This window comes from Streptomyces sp. NPDC020747, assembly GCF_044334695.1.
Classification (GTDB): Bacteria; Actinomycetota; Actinomycetes; order Streptomycetales; family Streptomycetaceae; genus Streptomyces.
This window is the reverse complement of record NZ_JBIRTJ010000009.1, coordinates 240113-261399: the sequence shown is the minus strand read 5'-3', so window position 1 is coordinate 261399 and position 21287 is coordinate 240113. Positions and strand designations below refer to the sequence as shown.

The 21287-nt window shown below is 70.9% G+C and carries 23 protein-coding genes; 20 read left to right on the top strand and 3 right to left on the bottom strand.

Annotated features, from left to right (window positions below; all coding sequences use genetic code 11):
• The first annotated feature begins 138 nt into the window (after nt 1-138).
• From ACH4YP_RS24410 to ACH4YP_RS24370, 9 genes are all read left to right on the top strand, one after another.
• A complete protein-coding gene (locus ACH4YP_RS24410; protein WP_361063848.1) occupies nt 139-1110 on the top strand; it encodes an aldo/keto reductase in 972 nt (323 codons plus the stop codon).
• Between the two features lie 83 nt (nt 1111-1193).
• Nucleotides 1194-1745 carry a TetR/AcrR family transcriptional regulator gene (locus tag ACH4YP_RS24405; RefSeq protein ID WP_398492437.1) on the top strand — a complete coding sequence of 184 codons (552 nt, stop codon included), beginning with the start codon at nt 1194-1196 and terminating at the stop codon, nt 1743-1745.
• On the top strand, nt 1742-3271 hold the full coding sequence (locus ACH4YP_RS24400; RefSeq protein ID WP_361063854.1) for an MFS transporter: 1530 nt from the start codon (nt 1742-1744) through the stop codon (nt 3269-3271). Before ACH4YP_RS24405 ends, ACH4YP_RS24400 begins: the two co-directional genes overlap by 4 nt.
• A 308-nt stretch (nt 3272-3579) precedes the next feature.
• Complete coding sequence (locus tag ACH4YP_RS24395; RefSeq protein WP_361063857.1) at nt 3580-4602, top strand: MoxR family ATPase; 1023 nt, start codon at nt 3580-3582, stop codon at nt 4600-4602.
• The gene (locus ACH4YP_RS24390) at nt 4599-5522 is read left to right on the top strand and encodes a DUF58 domain-containing protein (RefSeq protein WP_398492434.1); all 924 of its coding nucleotides are present in this window, start codon (nt 4599-4601) and stop codon (nt 5520-5522) included. Before ACH4YP_RS24395 ends, ACH4YP_RS24390 begins: the two co-directional genes overlap by 4 nt.
• 81 nt (nt 5523-5603) lie before the next feature.
• A complete protein-coding gene (locus ACH4YP_RS24385) occupies nt 5604-6554 on the top strand; it encodes a VWA domain-containing protein (protein ID WP_361063863.1) in 951 nt (316 codons plus the stop codon).
• A gap of 87 nt (nt 6555-6641) precedes the next feature.
• Nucleotides 6642-7916, top strand: coding sequence for a S1C family serine protease (locus ACH4YP_RS24380; RefSeq protein ID WP_398492432.1), 1275 nt, complete (start codon nt 6642-6644; stop codon nt 7914-7916).
• Between the two features lie 178 nt (nt 7917-8094).
• A complete protein-coding gene (locus ACH4YP_RS24375) occupies nt 8095-8763 on the top strand; it encodes a response regulator transcription factor (protein WP_361063867.1) in 669 nt (222 codons plus the stop codon).
• A gap of 30 nt (nt 8764-8793) precedes the next feature.
• On the top strand, nt 8794-10023 hold the full coding sequence (locus ACH4YP_RS24370; RefSeq protein ID WP_361063870.1) for a HAMP domain-containing sensor histidine kinase: 1230 nt from the start codon (nt 8794-8796) through the stop codon (nt 10021-10023).
• Between the two features lie 136 nt (nt 10024-10159).
• Here ACH4YP_RS24370 and ACH4YP_RS24365 read toward each other — a convergent pair whose 3' ends face one another.
• Complete coding sequence (locus ACH4YP_RS24365; protein WP_361063906.1) at nt 10160-10834, bottom strand: lysophospholipid acyltransferase family protein; 675 nt, start codon at nt 10832-10834, stop codon at nt 10160-10162.
• Between the two features lie 417 nt (nt 10835-11251).
• Here ACH4YP_RS24365 and ACH4YP_RS24360 point away from each other — a divergent pair, with 417 nt between their 5' ends.
• The 3 genes from ACH4YP_RS24360 to ACH4YP_RS24350 all read left to right on the top strand — a co-directional run bounded on the left by ACH4YP_RS24360 (nt 11252) and on the right by ACH4YP_RS24350 (nt 13585).
• The gene (locus ACH4YP_RS24360; protein ID WP_361063873.1) at nt 11252-12421 is read left to right on the top strand and encodes a glycerophosphodiester phosphodiesterase; all 1170 of its coding nucleotides are present in this window, start codon (nt 11252-11254) and stop codon (nt 12419-12421) included.
• A gap of 107 nt (nt 12422-12528) precedes the next feature.
• Nucleotides 12529-13035 (top strand): sigma-70 family RNA polymerase sigma factor, encoded by a 507-nt coding sequence (locus ACH4YP_RS24355; RefSeq protein WP_361063876.1) that lies wholly within the window; start codon nt 12529-12531, stop codon nt 13033-13035.
• A 46-nt stretch (nt 13036-13081) separates the two neighbouring features.
• A complete protein-coding gene (locus ACH4YP_RS24350) occupies nt 13082-13585 on the top strand; it encodes a GNAT family N-acetyltransferase (protein ID WP_361063879.1) in 504 nt (167 codons plus the stop codon).
• A gap of 84 nt (nt 13586-13669) precedes the next feature.
• Here the strand turns inward: ACH4YP_RS24350 and ACH4YP_RS24345 are convergent, their stop codons facing one another.
• Both ACH4YP_RS24345 and ACH4YP_RS24340 read right to left on the bottom strand, forming a co-directional pair.
• Nucleotides 13670-14095: a hypothetical protein gene (locus ACH4YP_RS24345; RefSeq protein WP_361063882.1), complete on the bottom strand. Its 426-nt coding sequence runs from the start codon at nt 14093-14095 to the stop codon at nt 13670-13672.
• A gap of 1 nt (nt 14096) precedes the next feature.
• Complete coding sequence (locus tag ACH4YP_RS24340) at nt 14097-14456, bottom strand: hypothetical protein (RefSeq protein WP_398492430.1); 360 nt, start codon at nt 14454-14456, stop codon at nt 14097-14099.
• Between the two features lie 69 nt (nt 14457-14525).
• Here ACH4YP_RS24340 and ACH4YP_RS24335 point away from each other — a divergent pair, with 69 nt between their 5' ends.
• The 8 genes from ACH4YP_RS24335 to cbiE all read left to right on the top strand — a co-directional run bounded on the left by ACH4YP_RS24335 (nt 14526) and on the right by cbiE (nt 21259).
• On the top strand, nt 14526-15173 hold the full coding sequence (locus ACH4YP_RS24335) for an HAD family hydrolase (RefSeq protein ID WP_398492429.1): 648 nt from the start codon (nt 14526-14528) through the stop codon (nt 15171-15173).
• A gap of 380 nt (nt 15174-15553) precedes the next feature.
• Complete coding sequence (locus ACH4YP_RS24330) at nt 15554-16597, top strand: ATP-binding cassette domain-containing protein (protein ID WP_361063889.1); 1044 nt, start codon at nt 15554-15556, stop codon at nt 16595-16597.
• A 62-nt stretch (nt 16598-16659) separates the two neighbouring features.
• The gene (locus ACH4YP_RS24325; protein WP_398492608.1) at nt 16660-17328 is read left to right on the top strand and encodes a methionine ABC transporter permease; all 669 of its coding nucleotides are present in this window, start codon (nt 16660-16662) and stop codon (nt 17326-17328) included.
• A 123-nt stretch (nt 17329-17451) separates the two neighbouring features.
• Complete coding sequence (locus ACH4YP_RS24320; RefSeq protein ID WP_398492427.1) at nt 17452-18279, top strand: MetQ/NlpA family ABC transporter substrate-binding protein; 828 nt, start codon at nt 17452-17454, stop codon at nt 18277-18279.
• Between the two features lie 31 nt (nt 18280-18310).
• The gene (locus ACH4YP_RS24315; RefSeq protein ID WP_398492425.1) at nt 18311-18466 is read left to right on the top strand and encodes a hypothetical protein; all 156 of its coding nucleotides are present in this window, start codon (nt 18311-18313) and stop codon (nt 18464-18466) included.
• Between the two features lie 404 nt (nt 18467-18870).
• On the top strand, nt 18871-19101 hold the full coding sequence (locus tag ACH4YP_RS24310; RefSeq protein ID WP_398492424.1) for a MetQ/NlpA family ABC transporter substrate-binding protein: 231 nt from the start codon (nt 18871-18873) through the stop codon (nt 19099-19101).
• 132 nt (nt 19102-19233) lie between these two features.
• Nucleotides 19234-19872 carry a GNAT family N-acetyltransferase gene (locus tag ACH4YP_RS24305; RefSeq protein WP_398492422.1) on the top strand — a complete coding sequence of 213 codons (639 nt, stop codon included), beginning with the start codon at nt 19234-19236 and terminating at the stop codon, nt 19870-19872.
• Nucleotides 19873-20047: 175 nt separating this feature from the next.
• A complete protein-coding gene (gene cbiE / locus ACH4YP_RS24300; protein WP_361067513.1) occupies nt 20048-21259 on the top strand; it encodes a precorrin-6y C5,15-methyltransferase (decarboxylating) subunit CbiE in 1212 nt (403 codons plus the stop codon).
• Nucleotides 21260-21287: the final 28 nt, after the last annotated feature.

Below are 21287 nucleotides of genomic sequence, written 5' to 3'. Positions count from 1 at the left end.
GGGCGCGAGCAACCACGATGCGCCCGCACCCGCCAGGGCGCCGAACGAATCGAGCTCTCAGGCGCCCTGTCCTCACCGAAGGTCATCGCGGGTTACGTTGGTCGAAGCCGCACTGCAGCCGACCCAACGGAGCCCGCGATGCCCTTCGCCCGACTGGCAACAGCAACGACCCCCACCTGCCACATCGGCCTCGGCCTCGCCGCGATCGGCCGCCCCGGCTACATCAACCTCGGCCGGGACCAGGACCTCGGAGCGGACCGCGGCGTCGAGACGCTGCGCACCCGCACCCACGGACTCCTCGACGCCGCCTACGCCCAGGGCGTGCGCTACTTCGACGCCGCCCGCTCGTACGGCCGCTCCGAGGAGTTCCTCGCCGGCTGGCTGAACACGCGGTCCGACATCGAGGACGTCGTCGTCGGGAGCAAGTGGGGCTACACCTATACGGCGGACTGGCGCACCGACGCCGAGGCGCACGAGATCAAGGACCACAGCCTCGCCACGTACGAGAGGCAGCGCGCCGAGACCGCCGAACTGCTCGGTGACCGGCTCGACCTCTACCAGATCCACTCGGTGACCCCGGACAGCCCGGCCCTCACCGACAAGGAACTGCACGCCAGGCTGGCCGAGGCCGCGGCGCACGGTCTGACCGTCGGCTTCTCCACCAGCGGCCCCGCCCAGGCCGACGCGATCCGCACCGCGCTCGCCGTGACGGTCGACGGCGAGCCGTTGTTCCGAACCGTCCAGTCCACGTACAACGTCCTGGAGACCTCCGCGGGCCCCGCGCTCGCCGAGGCGCACGACGCCGGGCTCACCGTGATCGTCAAGGAGGGCATGGCCAACGGCCGGCTCGCCGACCCGCACGCGCCGGACGCCGTACGCGCCATCGCCGAGGAGGCCGGCCTCGGCTCCGACGCGGTCGCCCTGGCGCTGGTCCTGCGGCAGCCCTGGGCCGGTGTCGTCCTCTCCGGCGCGGCCACCGCCGTCCAGCTCTCCTCGAACCTGCACGCCGCCGTGGTCGACCTCGACGACGAGCAGCAGTCCCGGCTCGACGCGCTGACCGAGGAGCCGGTGGCGTACTGGGAGCGGCGCGGGCAGCTGCCCTGGCACTGAGCCTTCGCAGGCAGACCTGCCGGCGGTGAGCGTCACACGCTTCGAATGAGACATTGGTGTCTCATATGGGTTATGGTTGTCTCATGGCTGTCGACCGTGACCACGTGCTGCGCAGCGCAGCCGCCCTGCTCACCCGGAAATCCACCGCCACCATGGACGAGGTCGCCAAGGCGGCCGGGATCAGCCGGGCCACGCTGCACCGCCAGTTCGCCGGGCGCGACGCCCTCGTTCGGGCGCTGGAGGATCTAGGCATCCGCGAGTGCGAGGCGGCGCTGGACGCGGCTCGGCTCGACGAGGACACCGCCCCGGAGGCCGTACGCCGTCTCGTGGGGGAGATCGAGAGCGCCGCCGGGCTGCTCGCCTTCCTCTACTCCGAGAACCAGCTGTTCGAGGGCGAGGAGCGGCACGAGGGCTGGGCCCGGCTCGACACGCGGATCGCCGCGGTGTTCCGGCGCGGCCAGGAGAGCGGCGAGTTCCGCATCGACCTCACCCCGGTCTGGCTCACCGAAGCCCTCTACGCGCTCATCGCCTCCGGGGCATGGGCCGTGACCGAGGGCCGGGTGGCCGCCAACGACTTCCACCACATGATCGTCGAGCTGCTGCTCGGCGGCGCGCTACGGAGAGAGGAATCATGACCAGCACGGTGCGGCCGGCGTTCGCGGCGGAGACGGAGAAGCGTCCGGGCCGCTGGCTCGCGCTCGCCGTCCTCGTCCTCGCCGTGCTGCTGGTGGCCGTCGACGCGACCGTCCTCGGTCTCGCGACCCCCTACATCAGCGAGGACCTCAAGCCCACCGGTACGCAGCTGTTGTGGATCGGAGACGTCTACTCGTTCGTCATCGCGGGCCTGCTCGTCTCGATGGGCAGCCTCGGTGACCGCATCGGCCGCAAGAAGCTGCTGCTCATCGGCTCGGTCGCGTTCGGCCTCGTATCCGTGCTCAACGCCTACGCGAGCACGCCCGAGTTGATGATCGTGGCGCGGGCACTGCTCGGTGTCGCGGGCGCGACCCTGATGCCCGCCACCCTCGCGCTCATCCGCAACCTCTTCCACGACCCGCGCGAACGCAGCCTCGCCATCGGCATCTGGGGCGCCACCGCCTCGGCCGGCACGGCGGTCGGCCCGGTCGTCGGCGGCTTCCTCCTCGAACACTTCTGGTGGGGCTCCGTCTTCCTCATCAACCTCCCCGTGATGGCGGTCCTCGTCCTCGTCGGCGTGAAGCTGCTGCCCGAGTCCCGCAACCCCGAGCCCGGCCCCTGGGACCTGATGAGCGTCGTGCTGTCGCTCATCGGCATGGTCGGCATCGTGTACGGGATCAAGGAGGCCGCCTCGCACGGCCCGAACGCCACGGCGGGCGCCGCGGGACTGCTCGGCGCGGTCGCGCTCTACGGCTTCGTACGTCGTCAACTCGCGCTTCCCATACCGCTGTTGGACATGCGGCTGTTCCGCAACCGCGGCTTCTCCGGGGCCGTGCTCGCCGATCTGCTGACCATCCTCGGCCTGTCCGGGCTGGTCTTCTTCCTCTCGCAGTTCCTGCAACTCGTGCAGGGCAGGGGGCCGTTGGAGGCGGGCCTTGCCGAACTGCCCGCCGCACTGGGCGCGGTGGCGGCGGGCCTGGTCGCGGGTACGGTCGCACGCCGGTACTCGGTGCGTGCCGTCACCGCCGGCGGGCTCGCCGCGATCGGGCTCGCCCTGGGCGCGCTGACCCTGCTCGACGAGTCGACCGGGTATCCGCTGCTCGGCGGGGCCCTGCTGGTCGTCGGCGTGGGCGCGGGCTTCGCCTTCACCGTGACCGCCGACGTGATCCTCTCCAGCGTGCCCAAGGAACAGGCGGGCGCCGCGTCCGCGGTCTCCGAGACGGCGTACGAACTCGGCGCGGCCCTCGGCATCGCCCTGCTCGGCTCCATCGTCACCGGCGTCTACGCAGGGTTCACGGCCCCGCCGGGCACACCCCCCGAGGTGGCGGCCGCGGCCCACGAGTCCCTCGGCGGCGCGGTGGAGGCGTCCGAGGGGCTGCCCAACGCCGAGCCGCTCCTCGACGCAGCCCGCACGGCCTTCGTCGACGGCATCGCCCTGGCGGCGGGCCTCGGCGCGGCGGTACTGCTGGCGGCGTCGGTGGCGGCGTGGGTACTGCTGCGGGGCCAGAAACTGGGAACCGGGGAGTAGAAGGCACGCCCCTTCAGGGGCGCGGGGCTGTGACATGCGGGGCTGTGACATTGCGCGGCTCCGCCGCGTGGCCGCGACAGGCCACGACGCACCCGCAGCCAACAATCACCCCCGCTCCCAAACCCGCAGGCAGCAGCGCCCTTTAAGCTCGTTTTCGCCCTCACCTGATGGTCTTGGCTCCGTATCCGACGTCGTCCCACACGGCCGAAGGAGCCACCGACCATGACCCGTCGTATCCGTAACCGAAAGACCCTCGTCGGCACCAGCGGCACCCCCTCCGCGGATCCGAGCGACCCCGCGGCAGCACTGTGACCACCGCCGACCCACGCGGTGACGCCACCGACGGGAAGCTCCTCGAAGAGGCGCTCTTCGAGGTCAAGCGGGTGATCGTGGGCCAGGACCGCATGGTGGAACGGATGTTCACCGCGGTCCTGGCTCGGGGCCACTGCCTGCTCCAGGGCGTCCCGGGCGTCGCCAAGACACTCGCCGCGAAGACCCTCGCGCAGGTGGCCGGAGGACGATTCGCCCGGCTGCAGTTCACCCCCGACCTCGTCCCGTCCGACATCACCGGCACCCGGATCTACCGCCCGTCCCAGGAGAAGTTCAGCGTCGAACCCGGCCCGGTCGTCGCCAACTTCGTCCTCGCCGACGAGATCAACCGCGCCCCCGCCAAGGTGCAGTCCGCGCTCCTCGAAGTGATGGGCGAGCACCAGGTGTCCATCGGCGGCACCACCATCCCCGTCCCCCAGCCGTTCCTCGTGCTCGCCACCCAGAACCCCATCGAGTCCGAGGGCGTCTACCAACTCCCCGAGGCCCAGCGCGACCGCTTCCTGCTCAAGGTCGACGTCGCCGTCCCCAGCGAGTCCGAGGAACTCGCGATCCTCTACCGCATGAGCGTCGACCCGCCCAGGGCACGCCCCGTCCTCACCCCCGAGCGGCTCATCGCGCTCCAGCGCACCGCCGACGAGGTGTTCGTGCACCACGCGGTCGCCGAGTACGCCGTACGACTGGTCGTCTCGACCCGTGAACTCGCGGGCCCCGGCAGCCGGTTGGCGCACGGCGCCGGCCCGCGCGCCACACTGGGCCTGGTCGCCGCCGCCCGCGCGCTCGCCCTTTTGCGCGGCCGTGGTTACGTGCTCCCCGAGGACGTGCACGACCTGGCCCACGAGGTCGTCGCCCACCGGCTCGTGCTGTCCTTCGACGCGCTCGCCGACGGCGTCACCGGCGCCGAGATCGTCGACGAGGTACTGGCCGCAGTGGAACAGCCGCGCATCACCCCGCGCCGGGCCGCCACGCGCCCAGAGGGGGCAACGGAGGGCGAAGCGGCATGAGCGGCACCCCGAACCTCAGCGAGCTCACTCCCGAACAGGCCCTGAAACACCTGGAGTTGCTCTTCACCCGCCGCCCCGACGGATTCCTCCAGGGCGACCACCCTGGCCTCGTACCGGGACCCGGCACCGAGGTGTCCGAAACCCGGCCGTACGTCATCGGCGACGACGTACGCCGGATGGACTGGAACGCCACCGCACGCACCACCGTCCCGCACGTCCGCCTCACCCTCGCCGACCGCGAACTCACCACCTGGATCGTGCTCGACGCGTCCGCGAGCATGGACTTCGGCACGGCACGGATGGAGAAACGCGACCTGGCCGTCGGCGCCGCCGCGGCCGTCGCCTTCCTCACCGAACGGGCCGGGAACCGGCTCGGCGCGCAGATCACCGGACCCGGCGGCATCCAGCGGATTCCGCCCCGCACCGGGCGCCACCACCTCCTCACGATCCTGCGGGCCGCCCTGGACCGGCCCCGGGTGGCGGCGGGCGTGTCCGCAGACGCCCCGCACTCCCTGGCCGACGCCCTGCGCTCGCTGCGCACGCTCCCCGGCGGCGGCCTGGTCGCCGTCGTCTCCGACTTCCTGGAGACCGGCTGGGAGCGACCTCTTCGAACGGTCGCCCACCGCCACCAGATCCTGGCCGTCGAGACCGTCGACCCCCGTGAACTGGAGCTGCCGGACGTGGGGTTGCTCGCCGTCGTCGATCCCGAGACGGGCATCAGGCGCGAAATCCCCACCCACTCGCGGAAGTTGCGCGAGCGGTACGCCGAAGCCGCCCTGGAACAGCGGGCGTTGATCAAGGCATCCATCCGCCGGGTGGGCGCGGCCCACCTCCGGCTGCGTACGGACCGCGATTGGGTGCGGGACGTCGTACGCCATGTCGAGGAGCAGCGGCGCAGGTCGGGAGGCGGTGCCGCGTGAACACGTCCGTCGCCCCCATGTCCGTACCCCGGTCCATACGCCCGGATTCCCTGGAGGAGCCATGAGTCCGCTGGAGGTGCCGTGAGTCTTCACTCGCCCGGCTGGCTGCTGCTCCTGGTGCCGCTCGCCCTGCTGGTCGGCGCCTATCTGCTGGTGCAGCGCAGGCGCGGCCGGTACGCGGTCCGGTTCACCAACCTGGAACTGCTGGACAAGGTCGCGCCCCGGCGGCCCGGCTGGCGCCGCCATGTCCCGGCGGCCGCCTTCTGCGGCACGCTCGCGCTGCTCGTCGTGGGCTTCGCCCGGCCGACCACGGAGGTGCAGGTGCCGCGTGAGCGGGCCACGATCGTGGTGGCCTTCGACGTGTCGGCGTCCATGGAGGCCACCGACGTCGAGCCGACCCGCTTCGAGGCCGCCCAGCGTGCCGCGCTCGCCTTCGTCGACCGGCTGCCCGAGCGTTTCAACGCGGGACTCGTACCGTTCAGCGGCTCCGCCACGGTCGCGGTCCCGCCGACCACCGACCGCGGCGCCCTGCGTTCGGCCATCGAACGGCTCACCACCGGCGAGGGCACGGCGATCGGCGAGGCAGTCGTGGCCGCCCGCGACGCCGTCCGCATGCTCGACCGCGAGGCCGAGACCAAGCCGCCGCCCGCGCACATCGTGCTGCTGTCCGACGGCTCCAACACCACGGGCCGGTCCGTCGAGTGGGCTGCCCAGGAGGCGGCCGACGACAAAATCCCGGTCTCGACCATCGCGTACGGCACGGAAAGCGGGACCATTGACCTGCCGTCCGGCGACACGGTGAGCGTCCCGGTCGACGGCCCCGCCCTGCGAGGCCTCGCCTCCGGCACCGGCGGTGACTTCCACGAGGCCGCGACGGGCGAAGAACTCCAGGAGGTGTACGAGGACATCGGCAGCTCCGTCGGGCACCGCACCGAGCAACGCGAGATCTGGCAGTGGTTCGTCGCGGCCGGTCTCCTCACGGCCCTCGCCACCGCGGCCACCTCACTGCTCTGGTTCTCCCGACTCCCCTGATCCGCACCTCTCTCCGGCTTCCGGCACCACCGGGTTCCGCGCCTCGGCCCCTCGGGGTCAGGGTTCCGCGACCAAGGAGGAACGACCGTGTCGTACGACCGATTCCAGGGCCACCCGGGCCCACCGACCCACCCGGGCCCACCACGTCACCCGGACCCACCGAGTCACCCGGGCCCGCCGCGCGGCACGGGCATCCCGGACCACCCGGCTCTCCCGGACGACCCGGCTCTCCCGGACGACCTGGCTCTCCCGGACCGGCTGGGTCTTCCGGACCGGCCTGGCCTGCCGGGCGGTGCGGGCCTCCCCGGCCGCGCGGGGCCTCCGGCGCACCCCAGTCCGACCCGCCCGCTGGGCCCGTCACGCCCCACCGGGCCACCGCGCCCGCCAGGCCCCCTGGGCCCCAACGGCCCCAGGGCGGAAGGCCATTGGGCCGAGGTGGAGCCCGGCGACCCGTACCGCAGCGGGCAGCCACACACCCCCTACCCGGGCCTCGGCGAGCCGCGTGGGCCCTCCTTCCTGCCCGGCCGGCCCCCCTCGGGATTCGGACCGGCCGCGCCGCCGGAGACGCCGTACCCGAGCCCGAGCCCGTACGCGACCCCGACCCCGCAGCCCCCTCCGGCCCCGCCTCCCCGGTCTCCTCGCAAGGTCAGCCCCCTCCTGGCCGCGGTCCTCGCCGCCGTCCTCGCGGGCGGGGCCGCGGGGTACGCGGCCGGGACCGTCAGTGACGAGGAGCCCGCCGCGTCGGCGGCCGGGCAGGACGTCACGGGGCTCGAAGCGGTCGCCGCGCGCGTGCTGCCGAGTGTCGTGTCGATAGAGACGGCGGAGGGACAGGGCTCCGGGTTCGTGTTCGACGAGCGCGGCCGGATCCTCACCAACGCGCATGTGGTGGCGGGGAGTTCGGAGGTGTCGATCGAGCTCCAGGACGGGCGCCGGCTCCGTGCGGACGTGCTCGGCGACGACCCCGCCAACGACGTGGCCGTCCTGGAACCGGAGACCGCCCGTGGGCTGCGCGCCGCCGAACTGGCCGCCGGGGCCCTGACCAGGCCCGGCGTGGGCGACACCGTGCTCGCCATCGGGTCCCCGCTCGGCCTCAGCGGCACCGTCACCTCGGGCATCGTCAGTGCGCTCGACCGGTCCGTGCGGCTCGGTGAGGGCGGTGAACGGCGGCGGGCCCTGCAGACCGACGCGTCGATCAATCCGGGGAACTCCGGCGGGCCGCTCGTCGATGCGGACGGTCGGGTGATCGGCATCAACACGGCCATCGCGACGTTGGACCAGCAGCGCGGCGGTTCGATCGGGATCGGGTTCGCGATTCCGGTGGCGGACGCGCGGGCCGCCGCGCGGGCGATCATCGATGGATGAGCGGTCCGCGGGCCGGCCCGTGCCCGATCGAAGCCACGGGTTCGTTGTGGCCGATCGCGCCCACGATGGGGCCCCCGCTCGAGCGAAGCCGAAAGTGGGGGAGGAGCCGCGAAATGTCACGCCCCGCGCCCCTTGAAGAGGCGCGACTCGGCTCGGCGTTGGAAGGCGGGTGAGGCAGATGAGACTACTGGTCGTCGAGGACGAGGAAGACCTCGTCGTCGCGCTCAAGGTCGGGCTGGTGCGGGCCGGTTACGCGGTGGACACCGCGCCCGACGTCGACACGGCCACGGAGAAGCTGGCCGTCAACGACTACGACCTGATGCTGCTGGACCTCAACCTGCCCGACGGCGACGGCTTCTCGGTCTGCCGTGCCGTACGGGCCACGCCCGGCGGTCCCCGCATCCTGATGCTCACCGCCCGCGACCGTCTCGCCGACCGGGTCCGGGGTCTCGACGAGGGCGCCGACGACTACCTGGTGAAGCCGTTCGCGCTGCCCGAACTCCTGGCCCGCATACGAGCGTTGCTCCGCCGCGAGGACGGCGGAACCGCGGTCGTCGAGGTCGGCGAACTCCGCCTGGACACCGCCCGGTTCGAGGCCTTCAGGGGCGCCCGCCCGCTCCAGCTCACACCCAAGGAGTTCGGCGTCCTGCACTACCTGATGACCCGCCCGGGACGCGTCGTACCGGCCGAGGAACTCCTCGAACACGTCTGGGACGAACACACCGACCCGTTCACCAACACCGTGCGGGTCACGGTCGGTTCGCTCCGCCGGAAGATCACCGGAGAAGAGGAACCGCTCATCGAGACGGTGATCAGACAGGGGTACCGCCTCAAGGAGACACGATGACCGGCAGGACTCGATGACTGGCAGGACACGATGATCGGCACGCTGCGGATCGTCAGGGCGAGGCTCCGCCTCCCGGCGTTCACCCACACCATCCGCTTCCGTCTCACCGTCCTCTACTCCGGCCTCCTCTTCGTCCTCACCGCACTCGTCCTCGGCGGGACGTACCTCGCGGTCGAGCGCAGCGGCGAGGCGCACCCGGTCAGCAAGCAGTTCTCGGCGTCGAAGTACGTGAACGACGAGTACGTCGGCGAGATCCCGGTGGTGAAGGTCCAGGAGGTCGAGGCCGCCGTCAACTACGAGACCCTCGCCAACCTCCGCCGCTTCTCCTTCGCCCTGCTCGGCGGACTCGCCGTCACCAGCCTCGCCATCGGCTGGGTCCTCTCCGGCCGCGCCCTGCGTCCCGTACGCGCCATCTCCCGTACGGCCGCCGAGATCCAGGCCACCGACCTCTCGCAGCGCATCCGCCTCGACGGGCCCAAGGACGAGCTCCGCGACCTCGCCGACACCGTCGACTCCATGCTCGACCGTCTCGACGAGGCCTTCCGTGCCCAGCGCCAGCTCATCGACGACGCCTCCCACGAACTGCGCAGCCCGCTCGCGATCATCCGGGCCAACCTGGACGCGGTCCTGACGGCGGAGGAGTCCGAGGAGGCCGAGCGCGGGGCGGCCGTCCGAAGCGTGGACCGCGCGACGACCCGTATGACCCGCCTGGTCGAGGACCTGCTGGCCACCGCCCGCCGTACGGCACCCGCGCTCGCCGACGCGGACGTCGACCTGGCGGCGGCCGCGGGTGAGGCCTGCGAGGAGTTCGCGCCGCTCGCCGCCGAACGCGGGCTCGTACTGCACCGGCGTCTCACCACGGGCCTGACGGTCATCGGCGACCACGACGCGCTGCGCAGGGCGGTCGGCAACCTGCTCTCCAACGCCGTACGACTCTCGCCGCCGGGCACCGGCATCACGGTCGCCGCGGGCCGGGTGGACGGCTGGCTCTGGGCGTCGGTCCGGGACGAGGGCCCCGGCATCCTCGACGACGACCAGACCCGGGTCTTCGACCGCTTCTGGCGCGCGAAGGGCAACGGCGGTGGCCGCGACCGTCACGCGGGCCTGGGCCTCGCGATCGTCCGCCAGATAGTCGAGTCCCACGGCGGCCAGATCCGCCTCTTCTCAAGAGTCGGCGAGGGCTCGACCTTCGTCCTCTGGTTCCCGTCCCCGGGAGCGGACCACACGAACGCGGCCCCACCGGACGAACAGCCTGTCTGATGCTTGGGCGCCCCTTCAGGAACGCGGCGGGCCCAGCGCCCTGCAGGGGCGCGGGGAACTGCGCGACAAGCCACGACGAACCCGCACGGCACCACCACTCAGGCCCCCACCCCGGAGCCCCCAACAACCAGCGGAGCTAAGCCGCTTCCTTGGCCTTCGTGGCGTACATGTCCACGTACTCCTGCCCCGACAACCGCATGACCTCAGTCATCACCGAGTCGGTCACGGCCCGCAGTACATACCGGTCCCGGTCCATACCCTCGTACCGGGAGAACTCCATCGCCTCACCGAACCGGACAGTGACGCGGCCGGGCCGCGGAAACCCCGCACCGCCGGGCTGGATCTTGTCCGTGCCGATGATGGCGAACGGCACGACGGGGGCGCCGGTCATCATGGCCAGCCGGGCGATGCCGGTGCGGCCGCGGTAGAGCCGGCCGTCGGGGGAGCGGGTGCCCTCCGGGTAGATGCTGAAGACCTTGCCCTCCTCCAGCACGCGCCGGCCGGTCATCAGCGCCGCGACACCGCCACGGCCGCCGTCACGGTCGACCGGGATCATGCCGCAGCCCGTGAAGAACCAGGCCATCAGCCGGCCCTTGATGCCCTTCCCGGTGACGTACTCGTCCTTGCCGATGAAGAAGACCTGCCGGTCGCAGAAGAGCGGCATGATCATCGAGTCGATGAACGTGAGGTGGTTGCCGGCCAGGATGACCGGGCCCGAGCCCGGGATGCGCTCCGCGCCCTCCACCCGTGGGCGGAACATCAGGCGCATGATCGGTCCGAGCACTGCCTTGATGAGCGCGAAGCGGGACAACGTGCCCTCCGGTGTCAAGGGATCGGTATAAGTCTGTGCAGGTGAGGACGATACTCGCGGCCCCCCGGGTCTTGCACATCGGGTTCACCGACTGGATACGCGTTGTTGACCCTTGTTTACCTGCGGTGGCGCCCTGTCGCACGGCTGTCATCCGTACGACACGGTGTGACGAAGTCCGCACCTGTTAGGCCTTCTGGGAAGCCGGGTACCCACCCCGGTCACCTCCACCCACCCGGCCGGTCCGGCGTTTGAGGACACGTCAGTCCAGGACGTTTCCACCGACCCGGCCAACTCACGCACCCCACACGACATCCAGCGTCACCCGCGTGTTCCGTCCAAGGTCTCCCCTCCGTCACCCCCGCGCACCTACGATCGTCCCGCTTTGACAGGTGCAGCGCAGTATGCGGAGGAGCGCACATGGGGACGCAGGAGTCGAACGAGGGACTGAACGGGACCCGCCCGGGACGGCGCGCGCTGCTCGGGGCCGCGGTCCTCGGCGCCGGCGGAGCGGTCCTCGGGGTGCCGGCCACGGCGAGAGCCGACGAGAAGCACGGCGGCGGAGGCTACAGGAGCCTGCCGAAGCCGACGATCATCGGGCACCGCGGGGCCAGCGGCTACCGGCCGGAGCACACGCTCGGCTCGTACCAGCTGGCCCTCGACATGGGCGCGCACGTCATCGAGGCGGGCGACCTGGTCCCCACCAAGGACGGCCACCTCGTCTGCCGTCACGAGCCGGAGATCGGCGGTACGACGGACGTCTCCGCGCATCCCGAGTTCGCGAGCCGCAAGACCACCAAGCTCCTCGACGGGGTGTCCACCACCGGCTGGTTCACCGAGGACTTCACGCTCGCCGAGCTGAAGACGCTGCGCGCCAAGGAGCGCATCCCGGCCAACCGCCCGCACAACACCCTCTACGACGGCCGCTGGGAGATCCCCACTTTCGAGGAGGTGCTGCGCTGGCGCGAGGAGCAGAGCCGCAAGCGCGGCAAGCAGGTCTGGATCTACCCCGAGCTCAAGCACCCCACCTACTTCCGCAGGCTGGGCCTCGGTCTGGAGGAGCGGGTCGCCAAGGTGCTGCGCAGGCACGGCCTGGACAAGAAGAACTCGCCCGTCATCCTCCAGTCCTTCGAACCGACCAGCGTCCAGCGCCTGAACAAGCTGGTCGGCAACCCCCTGGTCGTGCTCCTGTCCGCCGCCAACACCCGCCCCTGGGACTTCGTGGAGACGGGCGACCCGCGTACGGTCGCCGACCTGGTCAAGCCCGCGGGCCTGAAGCAGATCGCCTCCTACGCGCAGGGCATCGGCCCGACCCTGGACCTGATCATCCTGAAGGACGCGAGCGGCAACCTCACGACCCCGACCACCCTGGTCCGGGACGCGCACGCCGAGGGCCTGATCCTGCACCCGTACACGATGCGCAACGAGAACCCCTTCCTGCCCACGAACTTCCGCAAGGGCACCGACGCGGACGGCTACGGAGACCCGTTCGGCGCCTTCAGGACCTACTTCGCGACCGGCATCGACGGGGTCTTCACCGACAACCCCGACACCGGTGTCCTCGCCCGCGAGGACTTCCTGAAGCGCTGAGTCCCGTTGGGTACAGCGCTCGTCAACAGCTGAGCCACCGGCCCCGGTTGGGGTGACAGACGGCCGCCCCGGCAACCTCGTGCCGGGGCGGCCGCGTCGTGCCGCATATGACCCACGACATGCTCGACACGCTGCGTCCACTGCTCGCCGCCGAGGCCTCCGCGGAGGCATATGCCTCGGGGGCGGAGTCCGGCGACCTGGAACAGGCCGTCTGGGTGCGCCTCCTGGAGCGCCTCGGCACGGACGGCCCGCCCGCCGACCCGGCCGGCTGGCTGCGCGGCGCCGTCCGCACCGAGGCCCGCCGCACCCGGCACACCGCGAGCATCGAGCTGCCGTACGCCTCCGAACCCGCCGACGACAGCGGGCCCGGCCCGGAACAGCTCGCGCTCACCGCCGCCCGGCGCCGGGCCCTGCACTCCGCCGTGCGCAAGCTGCCGGGCCGCTGTCCGCGGCTCATGGCCGCGTTGCTGTCCCCGCAGGACCTCACATACCGGGAGATCGCGGGGGAGTTGGGTATCTCACAGGGCAGTCTCGGTCCGGAACGTTCCAGATGCCTGGGTTGTCTGCGCCGAATGCTTACGTCGGAGGTTGCGGCGCACGAACCACGGGGATAGGAGTGAGGGACAACCGGCGGAACAGGTGAGCGGGAGGCATGCACACATGGGCATGAGCGTGACCATCTCGGCGGCGACCGAAAAGGACGCCGAACAGATCCTCAAACTGCAGTTCCTCTGCTACCAGAGCGAGGCCGAGCTGTACGGCGACTACAGCATCGAGCCCCTCACCCAGCCGCTCGACTCCCTCAAGGCGGAGCTCGCGGGCGGCACGGTCCTGGTGGCCCGGCTGGGCGACGAGGTGGTGGCCTCGGTGCGTGCGGCTGTGGATGCGGATGGCACGGCCCGCATCAACAAGTTGATCGTCCATCCCCGGATGCAGCGGCACGGGCTGGGCGGGCGGTTGCTCGACGCGATCGAGTCCCGGCTGTCCGCGGACGGCGGGGCCAAGAGTTTCCAGCTCTTCTCGGGGCACCGCAGCGAGCACAATCTGCGGTTGTACCGGAAGCACGGGTACGAGCCCGTGTCCACGGAGCGGGTGGACGAGCGGCTGAGCCTGGTGACCCTTGCGAAAGGGTCGTCGGCCAGTGTTTTCGTGGCCAGCGCGTAGGTCTGTTTTCGTCCGCGGGGGCGTTGGGGCTGGTCGCGCAGTGCCCCGCGCCCCTGAAGGGGCGCGTCAGGCCCCGCCGTATGTCTATGCAGTGGCTGCCCTGCTGCGGCGCAGCCAGAACAGCGCCGTCACCGGTAGCAGGACCGGGATGAACAGGTACCCCATGCCGTAGTCCGACCAGACCGTGGCGTCGGGGAAGGCCGAGGGGTCGGCCAGGGTCCAGGTGCCCACGGTCAGGACGCCCGCGAGTTCGGCGGCGCAGCACACCAGCGCCGCCTTACGGGCCGTCTCGCCGCCGCGGACGAGCGAGTACGTGATGAAGCCGTAGACCAGTCCGGCCACCGCGGACAGTGAGTAGGCGAGCGGCGCCTTGTCGAACTCCGTCGCGATCTGCAGGGCGGAGCGCGACACGGCGCCGACGACCATCACTCCGTACAGCCAGACCAGCAGGATGCCCGGACCGCCGATGAGCCGCGTCCGCCCAGGCTGCTGCTTCTCGGGCGCCGCCATCTCAGCCTCCCCAGATGTCGTAGAGCCGCACCTGAAGCACGGCGAGGACCACGCCGCCGGCCGCGACCGTGATCGAACCCCAGCGGGTGCGCTCCGCCAGCGACATGAACCCCGCCGCCGGGATGCACGCCAAGGAGCCGAGCAGATACGACACGAAGATCGTCGTGCCCTGCTCCGGCTTCTCGCCGCGGGCCAGCTGGACGATGCCCACCACCAGCTGGACGAGGGCGAGCAGCGTCACCACGGCCATACCGATGAAGTGCCAGTCCTTGGTCGGCTGGTCGCGGTAGGCGGCCCAGCCGCACCAGGCGGCGAGCGCGAGCGCGGCGACGGCGGTCGCGACCGTCAGGGCATCAAGCATGCCGTGACCCTATTACGGGCCAAAAGGCCCGCTGCGATCGCCCCCGGGGTGCCCCGTAGGGTCGAGTGCATGAAGATCCAAGCCGATGCCCTGCTGTTCGACAACGACGGAACGCTCGTCTCGTCTCTGGAGTCGGTGTACCGCTGCTGGACCCGCTGGGCCGAGGAGTACGGGATCACCGCCGAGGAGTTCGCCCGGGTCGAGCTGCACGGCCGCCCCGCCGCCGAGATAGCCGCCGACCTGCTGCCCGCCGACCGGGTGCCCGAGGCCGTCGTACGCATCGAGCAGCTTGAGGTCGAGGACGTCGAAGGCGGTGTCCATCTGCTTCCGGGGACCAGGGCGCTCCTCGACTCCATGCCCGCCGACCGCTGGGCCGTCGTCACGTCCGCCACCCGGCGGCTGGCCGAGGCCCGCCTCGAAGAGGCCGGTATCCGGCCCAAGACCCTGATCGCCGCCGACGACATCACGCGCGGCAAGCCCGACCCCGAGCCGTTCCTGCTCGCCGCCCGCCGGCTCGGCGTGGACCCGGCCCGCTGCGTCGTCTTCGAGGACGCGCCCGCGGGTCTGCGGGCCGGCCGCTCCGCCGGGATGACCACCGTGGCATTGACCACAACACACCAGGCCACCGAGCTGCACGCGGACATCGTCGTCGCTGACCTCTCGGCCGTGTCGGCGCTGGTCACGGACGGGGGAGTGGAGATCTCCGTCGGCGGCTGAGAGGTGTCCACCGCTGTCCGCGATGCGGACAGCGGTTCCCGGTCCCGCGCATACGTCTGCTTTACTTTTCTCATGACCACGACGAGCAGCCGCATCCTTGCGACCGAGGCGACCATGACGCCCGGTGCTCGCTGTATGTGTCGAATGTGCGCCTTCTAGAGGGCCCCCGCACCACCCAGAGCCTCGCGCCCCGAAGCGAGACCGCTCAGGTCTGCCCGTACGACCCTTTCGTACGCGACTGAGCCTGCCCAGCGCACGCAGTTCTGCCGAAGCCCGGCTTTCATCGCCACCGCGAGAACGACCGTGCCGCGCGTTCCGACCGAATGCACCCGTGCCCGGCGCACACCCACGCCCTGCACTCGACAGTGACGGAAACCCCAGTGATTACGACAACAGGCCTGAAGAAGGTCTACCGCTCGCGCGGACGTGAGGTCACCGCCCTGGACGGCGTCGATCTGCACGTCCGCGAAGGCGAGGTGTACGGCGTCATCGGACAGTCCGGCGCCGGCAAGTCCTCCCTCATCCGCTGCGTCAACCTCCTGGAGCGCCCCACCGCCGGCACCGTGACCGTCGCCGGACAGGACCTCACGGCCCTCGCCGGCCGCGGCCCGCGCGCGGGCCGGGAGCTGCGGAAGGCGCGCAGCCACATCGGCATGGTCTTCCAGCACTTCAACCTGCTGTCCTCGCGGACGGTCCAGGACAACGTCGAGCTGCCGCTGGAAATCCTTGGCACGTCAGGGAAGGAACGTTCCCGCAAGGCGCTGGGACTGCTGGACCTCGTCGGCCTCTCCGACAAGGCCAAGTCGTACCCGGCCCAGCTCTCCGGCGGCCAGAAGCAGCGCGTCGGCATCGCCCGCGCCCTGGCCGGCGACCCGAAGGTGCTCCTCTCCGACGAGGCGACCAGCGCGCTGGACCCCGAGACCACCCGCTCCATCCTCCAGCTGCTGCGCGACCTGAACCGGCAGCTGGGCCTGACCGTCCTGCTCATCACGCACGAGATGGACGTCGTCAAGAGCGTCTGCGACTCGGCCGCCCTCATGGAGAACGGCAGGATCGTCGAGTCCGGCACCGTCAGCGAGCTGCTGGCCACCCCCGGCTCCGAGCTGGCCGCCGCGCTCTTCCCGGTGAGCGGCGACGCCTCCGCAGACGACCGCACGGTCATCGACGTCACCTTCCAGGGCGACGCGGCGACCCGGCCGGTCATCTCGCAGCTCTCGCGCACCTACAACATCGACATCTCGATCCTGGGCGCCGCGATGGACACCGTCGGCGGCAAGCAGGTCGGCCGGATGCGCATCGAACTGCCCGGCCGTTACGAGGAGAACGTCGTGCCGATCGGCTTCCTGCGCGAGCAGGGCCTGCAGATCGACGTCGTCGAAAAAGCGGTGCAGGCGCCCGTACTGGTGAAGGAAGGTGCCAAGTGACCTGGGCTGAACTTTCGACGAGGCAGCCGCTGCTGGAGCAGGCCTGTTGGGACACCCTCTACATGGTCGGCTGGTCGACGGTCATCGCCGTCGTCGGCGGTCTGCCGCTGGGCATCCTGCTGGTCCTCACGGACCGGGGCGGCCTGCTGCAGAACACCGTGCTGAACAAGGTCATCGGGCAGGTCGTGAACATCGCCCGCTCGATGCCGTTCATCATCCTCATGGTCGCGCTGATGGGCTTCACCCGCTCGATCACCGGCACGACCATCGGCCGTGAGGCCGCCATCGTGCCGCTCGCGATCGGCGCGATCCCCTTCTTCGCGCGCCTCGTCGAGACGGCGGTCCGCGAAGTGGACGGCGGACTCGTCGAGGCGGTGCAGTCGATGGGCGGCAACACCTGGACCGTCGTCCGCAAGGTGCTCGTCCCCGAGTCGCTGCCGTCGCTGATCTCCAGCACCACCACGACGATCGTCGCGCTCATCGGCTACTCGGCGATGGCCGGCACGGTCGGCGCGGGCGGCCTCGGTGACATCGCCATCCGCTACGGCTACCAGCGCTTCGAGACCGAACTGATGTGGATCACCGTCGGCATCCTCGCCGTGGTCATCTCCCTCATCCAGTTCGCCGGAGACTTCGCCGCCCGCGGGCTGCACCGCCGCGGCGGCCAGTCCGGGTCCGCCCCGAGGCTCAGGTTCCTGAAGGCCGCCACCGCGACCGGCAAGACCGTCTGACACCTACGGGCTCCCACTCCTCACTTCACCCCCGCCGGTCCCAACACCCCTTGGCCCTCACCCCCTTTGTTCTCCCCGCACACCCTCCGCGGGGCCGTCACACCCTCAGGAAAGGCACTTTTCGTGCGTAACACTGCCAAGTTCACCACCGCCGTCCTCGCAGCCGGAGCCCTCACCCTGGGTCTCACCGCCTGCGGTTCGCAGGACTCGGGCGCCGCCGACACGAGCGGCCCGCTGGTCGTCGCCGCGAGCCCGGTCCCGCACGCCGAGATCCTCACCTATGTGAAGGACAACCTGGCGAAGGACGCGGGCCTCGACCTCCAGGTCAAGGAGTTCACCGACTACGTGTTGCCGAACACGGCGACCCAGGACGGCTCCGTCGGTGCCAACTACTTCCAGAACCAGCCGTACCTCGACGACTTCAACAAGAAGAACGGCACCGACATCGTGCCCGTCGTCACGGTCCACCTGGAGCCGCTCGGTCTCTACTCCAGCAAGATCAAGAAGGCCGACGAGCTGAAGAGCGGTGCGACGGTCGCCGTCCCGAACGACACGGTCAACGAGGCGCGGGCGCTCAAGCTCCTGGACGCCAACGGGATCATCACGCTCAAGGACGGCGCGGGCAACGACGCGACCCCCAAGGACATCGCGAAGAACCCGAAGAACCTCAAGTTCAAGGAGCTGGAGGCGGCCCAGACCCCGCGCTCCCTGGACGACGTCGACGCCGCGGTGATCAACGGCAACTACGCCATCGAGTCCGACCTTAAGCCCTCGAAGGACGCCCTCGTCCTGGAGTCCGCGGACAACAACCCGTACGGCAACTTCCTCGCTGTCAAGAAGGGCAACGAGGACGACCCGCGCGTCAAGAAGCTCGCCAAGCTCCTGACCTCTCCCGAGGTCAAGAAGTTCATCGAGGACAAGTACGCCGGCTCCGTCGTCGCGTCGTTCTGAGCCACCCTCCAAGGATCGAGGACGACCACAGATGCGTAAGCCGACAATCCCCGCCGCCGCGGCCGCACTTGCCCTGGGACTCGGGCTCACCGCCTGCGGCTCCGGGTCCGGCTCGGGCGGTGGCGGTTCCGACGGCGCCCTCGTCGTCGGCGCCACCGCCGTCCCGGCGGGCGAGGTCTTGGCATAGGGCGAGGGCCACCCTGCCGAGAAGGCGGGCCTCCATCTGGAGATCAAGGAGTTCGCGACTTCCGAGTGTGTAACGCAGTGTGCCGGTATGGTTACCGCATCAGTCGCGAGCCCTTTGAAGGCACGAACCGGGCACCCCGGGGACACGGTTGTAGTTGGCGCTGACCGGTCTGATGTCGGCGTGGCCTCCTGGAGAGGTTCACGTCGTGGGGCCCTGTCAACGGTCCCGCACTGTGCGGCCCGAAGGGGCCCCGCGGTGAATGCGATCCGTGGCCGTCCTGTCGTAGGGGGCAGCCGGAAGCGCGAATCGATGAGGGCGACGGGCCCGCGTGCTGCGTCGTCCTCGGTCGAGAAGTTGACGGACTACGTCCTGCCCAACTCTGTGAGGCAGGCGGCTGACGCCCCGTGCCCCACGCCAACTACGCGTGGGGCACGGGGCGCTCATTCCCCAATCGGGACGCCGTCCTCCTGGAGTCCGTGAAGAACAACCCGTACGCGAACCTCCTCGCAGTCAAGAAGGGCAACGAGGACGACCCCCGGGTCGAGAAGCTCGCGAAACTCCTGACCTCTCCTGAGGTGACGAAGTTCATCGAGGACAAGTACCGGGGGTCGGTCCTGCCGGTCACCTCCGGCTGACGCCGTCTCGCTCGCACTCATGGGGTCGATTCGTCGACAACGGCGCGGCCCCGTGGTGCAGTTCGGTGCTTTCATGCTGCATGCTGGGCAGTTCAGCAGGCCCGACGGTCCCTGATGGTTATGGAGCGGCGCATGACTAACACCTTCCCCGACATCTCCCTGAGCACGGAGCGGTTGGTGCTGCGCCCTCTTGAGGACGACGACGTTCCGGCCCTCACGGAGATGATGAACGACGAGCAGGTCGTGGCCTGGACCGCCGTTCCGCAGCCCTTCACCGAGGACACCGCCCGCTCCTGGATCAACCGGTACGCGCCCGGCGTGCGCACCTCCGGCCGCGGGCTCGACCTCGCCGTCACCGAGTTCCTCACCCAACGCCTGGTCGGCATCGTCCAGTTGGGCAAGACGAATTGGCATGTCCGCTCCACGGAGCTGTCGTACATCGTCGCCCCCTGGGCGCGCGGCGAGGGATACGCGTCCGAGGCGGCCCTCGCCACGGCCCAATGGCTCTTCGGCGACCAGAAGTTCGAGCGACTGGAGCTGCGCACCGCCGCGGACAACACGGCCTCGCAGCAGGTCGCGCAGAAGATCGGCTGCATCAGCGAGGGCGTCCTGCGCAACGCCTGTATAGCGCGCACCCGTACCGAGGACGGGAGCTGGGTCGCCCTGCGCACCGACTTCATCGTGTGGGGCCTGCTTCCAGAGGACATCGAGGGCATCGCCGAGCAGCTCGCCGACACCGGCGGCTTCAGCTCGTACTCCGACTGGAGCTGACGTCACGGTCGCGCCGGAACCGACGCCGTAGCCGGACGGCCACCGCGCGGAGGACGGCCGCGGACCCGGGCCCCCGTTCCCGGAGGTCACGAGGTACGCTCACGGGGCTCCGCATGCCTGCCTGGCGGCCGCATGCCCATCCGAGACCTGCGAAGACTCCAGGAGACTGACGACGATGGCCGACCGGGTCACGGTGATCGGCTGGGACGGCTCGCCGCTGACCGACGCGGCGCGCTCGGCTCTCGGCGCCGCCACGCTCGTGGCGGGCGCGGGCCATCATCTGGGCCTCCCCGAGGTGCCTGCGGGCGCCGAGCGCATCCGGCTCGGCAGCGTCGCCCTCGCCGCCCGCCGCATCGCCGCCCACCGGGGCACGGCCGTCGTCCTCGCCGACGGAGACCCGGGCTTCTTCGGAGTCGTACGCACCCTGCGCGCCCCCGAGTTCGGCCTGGAGGTCGAAGTCGTCCCGGCGGTGTCGTCCGTGGCCGCCGCCTTCGCCCGCGCGGGTATGCCCTGGGACGACGCACAGGTGGTCGTCGCACACAGGCGCACCCTGCGACGCGCGGTGAATGTGTGCCGCGCCCACACCAAGGTCGCCGTCTTCACCTCGCCCGGAGCCGGCCCCGCCGAGCTGGGTCTGCTCCTCGAAGGAGTCCACCGCACCTTCGTCATCTGCGAGGAACTGGGCACCGCGCGCGAACGCGTCACGATCCTGACCTCCGACAAGGTCGCCGACCACACCTGGCGCGACCCGAACATCGTCATCGTCATGGGCGGGCCCGTCACCTCCTCCGAGGGCGGCGGCTGGATCGCCGGACGCGACCCGGGAACCGGACCGCGCGGCTGGGCCCTGCCCGACGAGGTGTACGGCGGCGACCTCGGCGAGGGCGAGACCGAGGTGCTGCGGGCCGCCCAACTCGCCCGTCTGGGACCGCGCGTCGGCGACCTCGTGTGGGACATCGGCTCCGGCAGCGGCGCCTTCGCCACGGAGGCCGCGCGCTGCGGCGCCGCCGTCATCGCCGTCGACCGCGACCCGAACGCCTGCGCCCGCACCATGGCCACCGCCCGCCGCTTCGGCGTCCAGCTCCAGATCACCCACGGCACCGCGCCCCACATCCTGGAGAACCTGCCCGAACCGGACGTCGTACGTGTCGGGGGCGGCGGCGCCGCGGTGGTCTCCGCCGTCGCCGACCGGCGCCCCCAGCGGATCGTCACGCACGCCGCGACACGCGACGCCGCCGAACTCGTCGGCAGGGACCTGACGGAGCACGGCTACCAGGTCGAGTGCGCCCTTCTGCAGTCCGTCGAGCTGGACACCAGGGCCTGGACGGAGAAGGAGCGGAGCGTCGCGTTCCTGCTCACCGGGCTCCTGCCCGAGCGCGCCCTGTGATCCGGTTGTCGTACCGCGCGCGGTAGGC

Bases quoted from the DNA above. Each gene is read 5' to 3' on its own strand.
- ACH4YP_RS24410 (WP_361063848.1), top strand. From the start codon at position 139: ATGCCCTTCGCCCGACTGGCAACAGCAACGACCCCCACCTGCCACATC.
- ACH4YP_RS24405 (WP_398492437.1), top strand. From the start codon at position 1,194: ATGGCTGTCGACCGTGACCACGTGCTGCGCAGCGCAGCCGCCCTGCTC.
- ACH4YP_RS24400 (WP_361063854.1), top strand. From the start codon at position 1,742: ATGACCAGCACGGTGCGGCCGGCGTTCGCGGCGGAGACGGAGAAGCGT.
- ACH4YP_RS24390 (WP_398492434.1), top strand. From the start codon at position 4,599: ATGAGCGGCACCCCGAACCTCAGCGAGCTCACTCCCGAACAGGCCCTG.
- ACH4YP_RS24375 (WP_361063867.1), top strand. From the start codon at position 8,095: ATGAGACTACTGGTCGTCGAGGACGAGGAAGACCTCGTCGTCGCGCTC.
- ACH4YP_RS24370 (WP_361063870.1), top strand. From the start codon at position 8,794: ATGATCGGCACGCTGCGGATCGTCAGGGCGAGGCTCCGCCTCCCGGCG.
- ACH4YP_RS24360 (WP_361063873.1), top strand. From the start codon at position 11,252: ATGGGGACGCAGGAGTCGAACGAGGGACTGAACGGGACCCGCCCGGGA.
- ACH4YP_RS24355 (WP_361063876.1), top strand. From the start codon at position 12,529: ATGACCCACGACATGCTCGACACGCTGCGTCCACTGCTCGCCGCCGAG.
- ACH4YP_RS24350 (WP_361063879.1), top strand. From the start codon at position 13,082: ATGGGCATGAGCGTGACCATCTCGGCGGCGACCGAAAAGGACGCCGAA.
- ACH4YP_RS24345 (WP_361063882.1), bottom strand. From the start codon at position 14,095: ATGGCGGCGCCCGAGAAGCAGCAGCCTGGGCGGACGCGGCTCATCGGC.
- ACH4YP_RS24340 (WP_398492430.1), bottom strand. From the start codon at position 14,456: ATGCTTGATGCCCTGACGGTCGCGACCGCCGTCGCCGCGCTCGCGCTC.
- ACH4YP_RS24335 (WP_398492429.1), top strand. From the start codon at position 14,526: ATGAAGATCCAAGCCGATGCCCTGCTGTTCGACAACGACGGAACGCTC.
- ACH4YP_RS24325 (WP_398492608.1), top strand. From the start codon at position 16,660: ATGGTCGGCTGGTCGACGGTCATCGCCGTCGTCGGCGGTCTGCCGCTG.
- ACH4YP_RS24315 (WP_398492425.1), top strand. From the start codon at position 18,311: ATGCGTAAGCCGACAATCCCCGCCGCCGCGGCCGCACTTGCCCTGGGA.
- ACH4YP_RS24305 (WP_398492422.1), top strand. From the start codon at position 19,234: ATGACTAACACCTTCCCCGACATCTCCCTGAGCACGGAGCGGTTGGTG.
- cbiE (WP_361067513.1), top strand. From the start codon at position 20,048: ATGGCCGACCGGGTCACGGTGATCGGCTGGGACGGCTCGCCGCTGACC.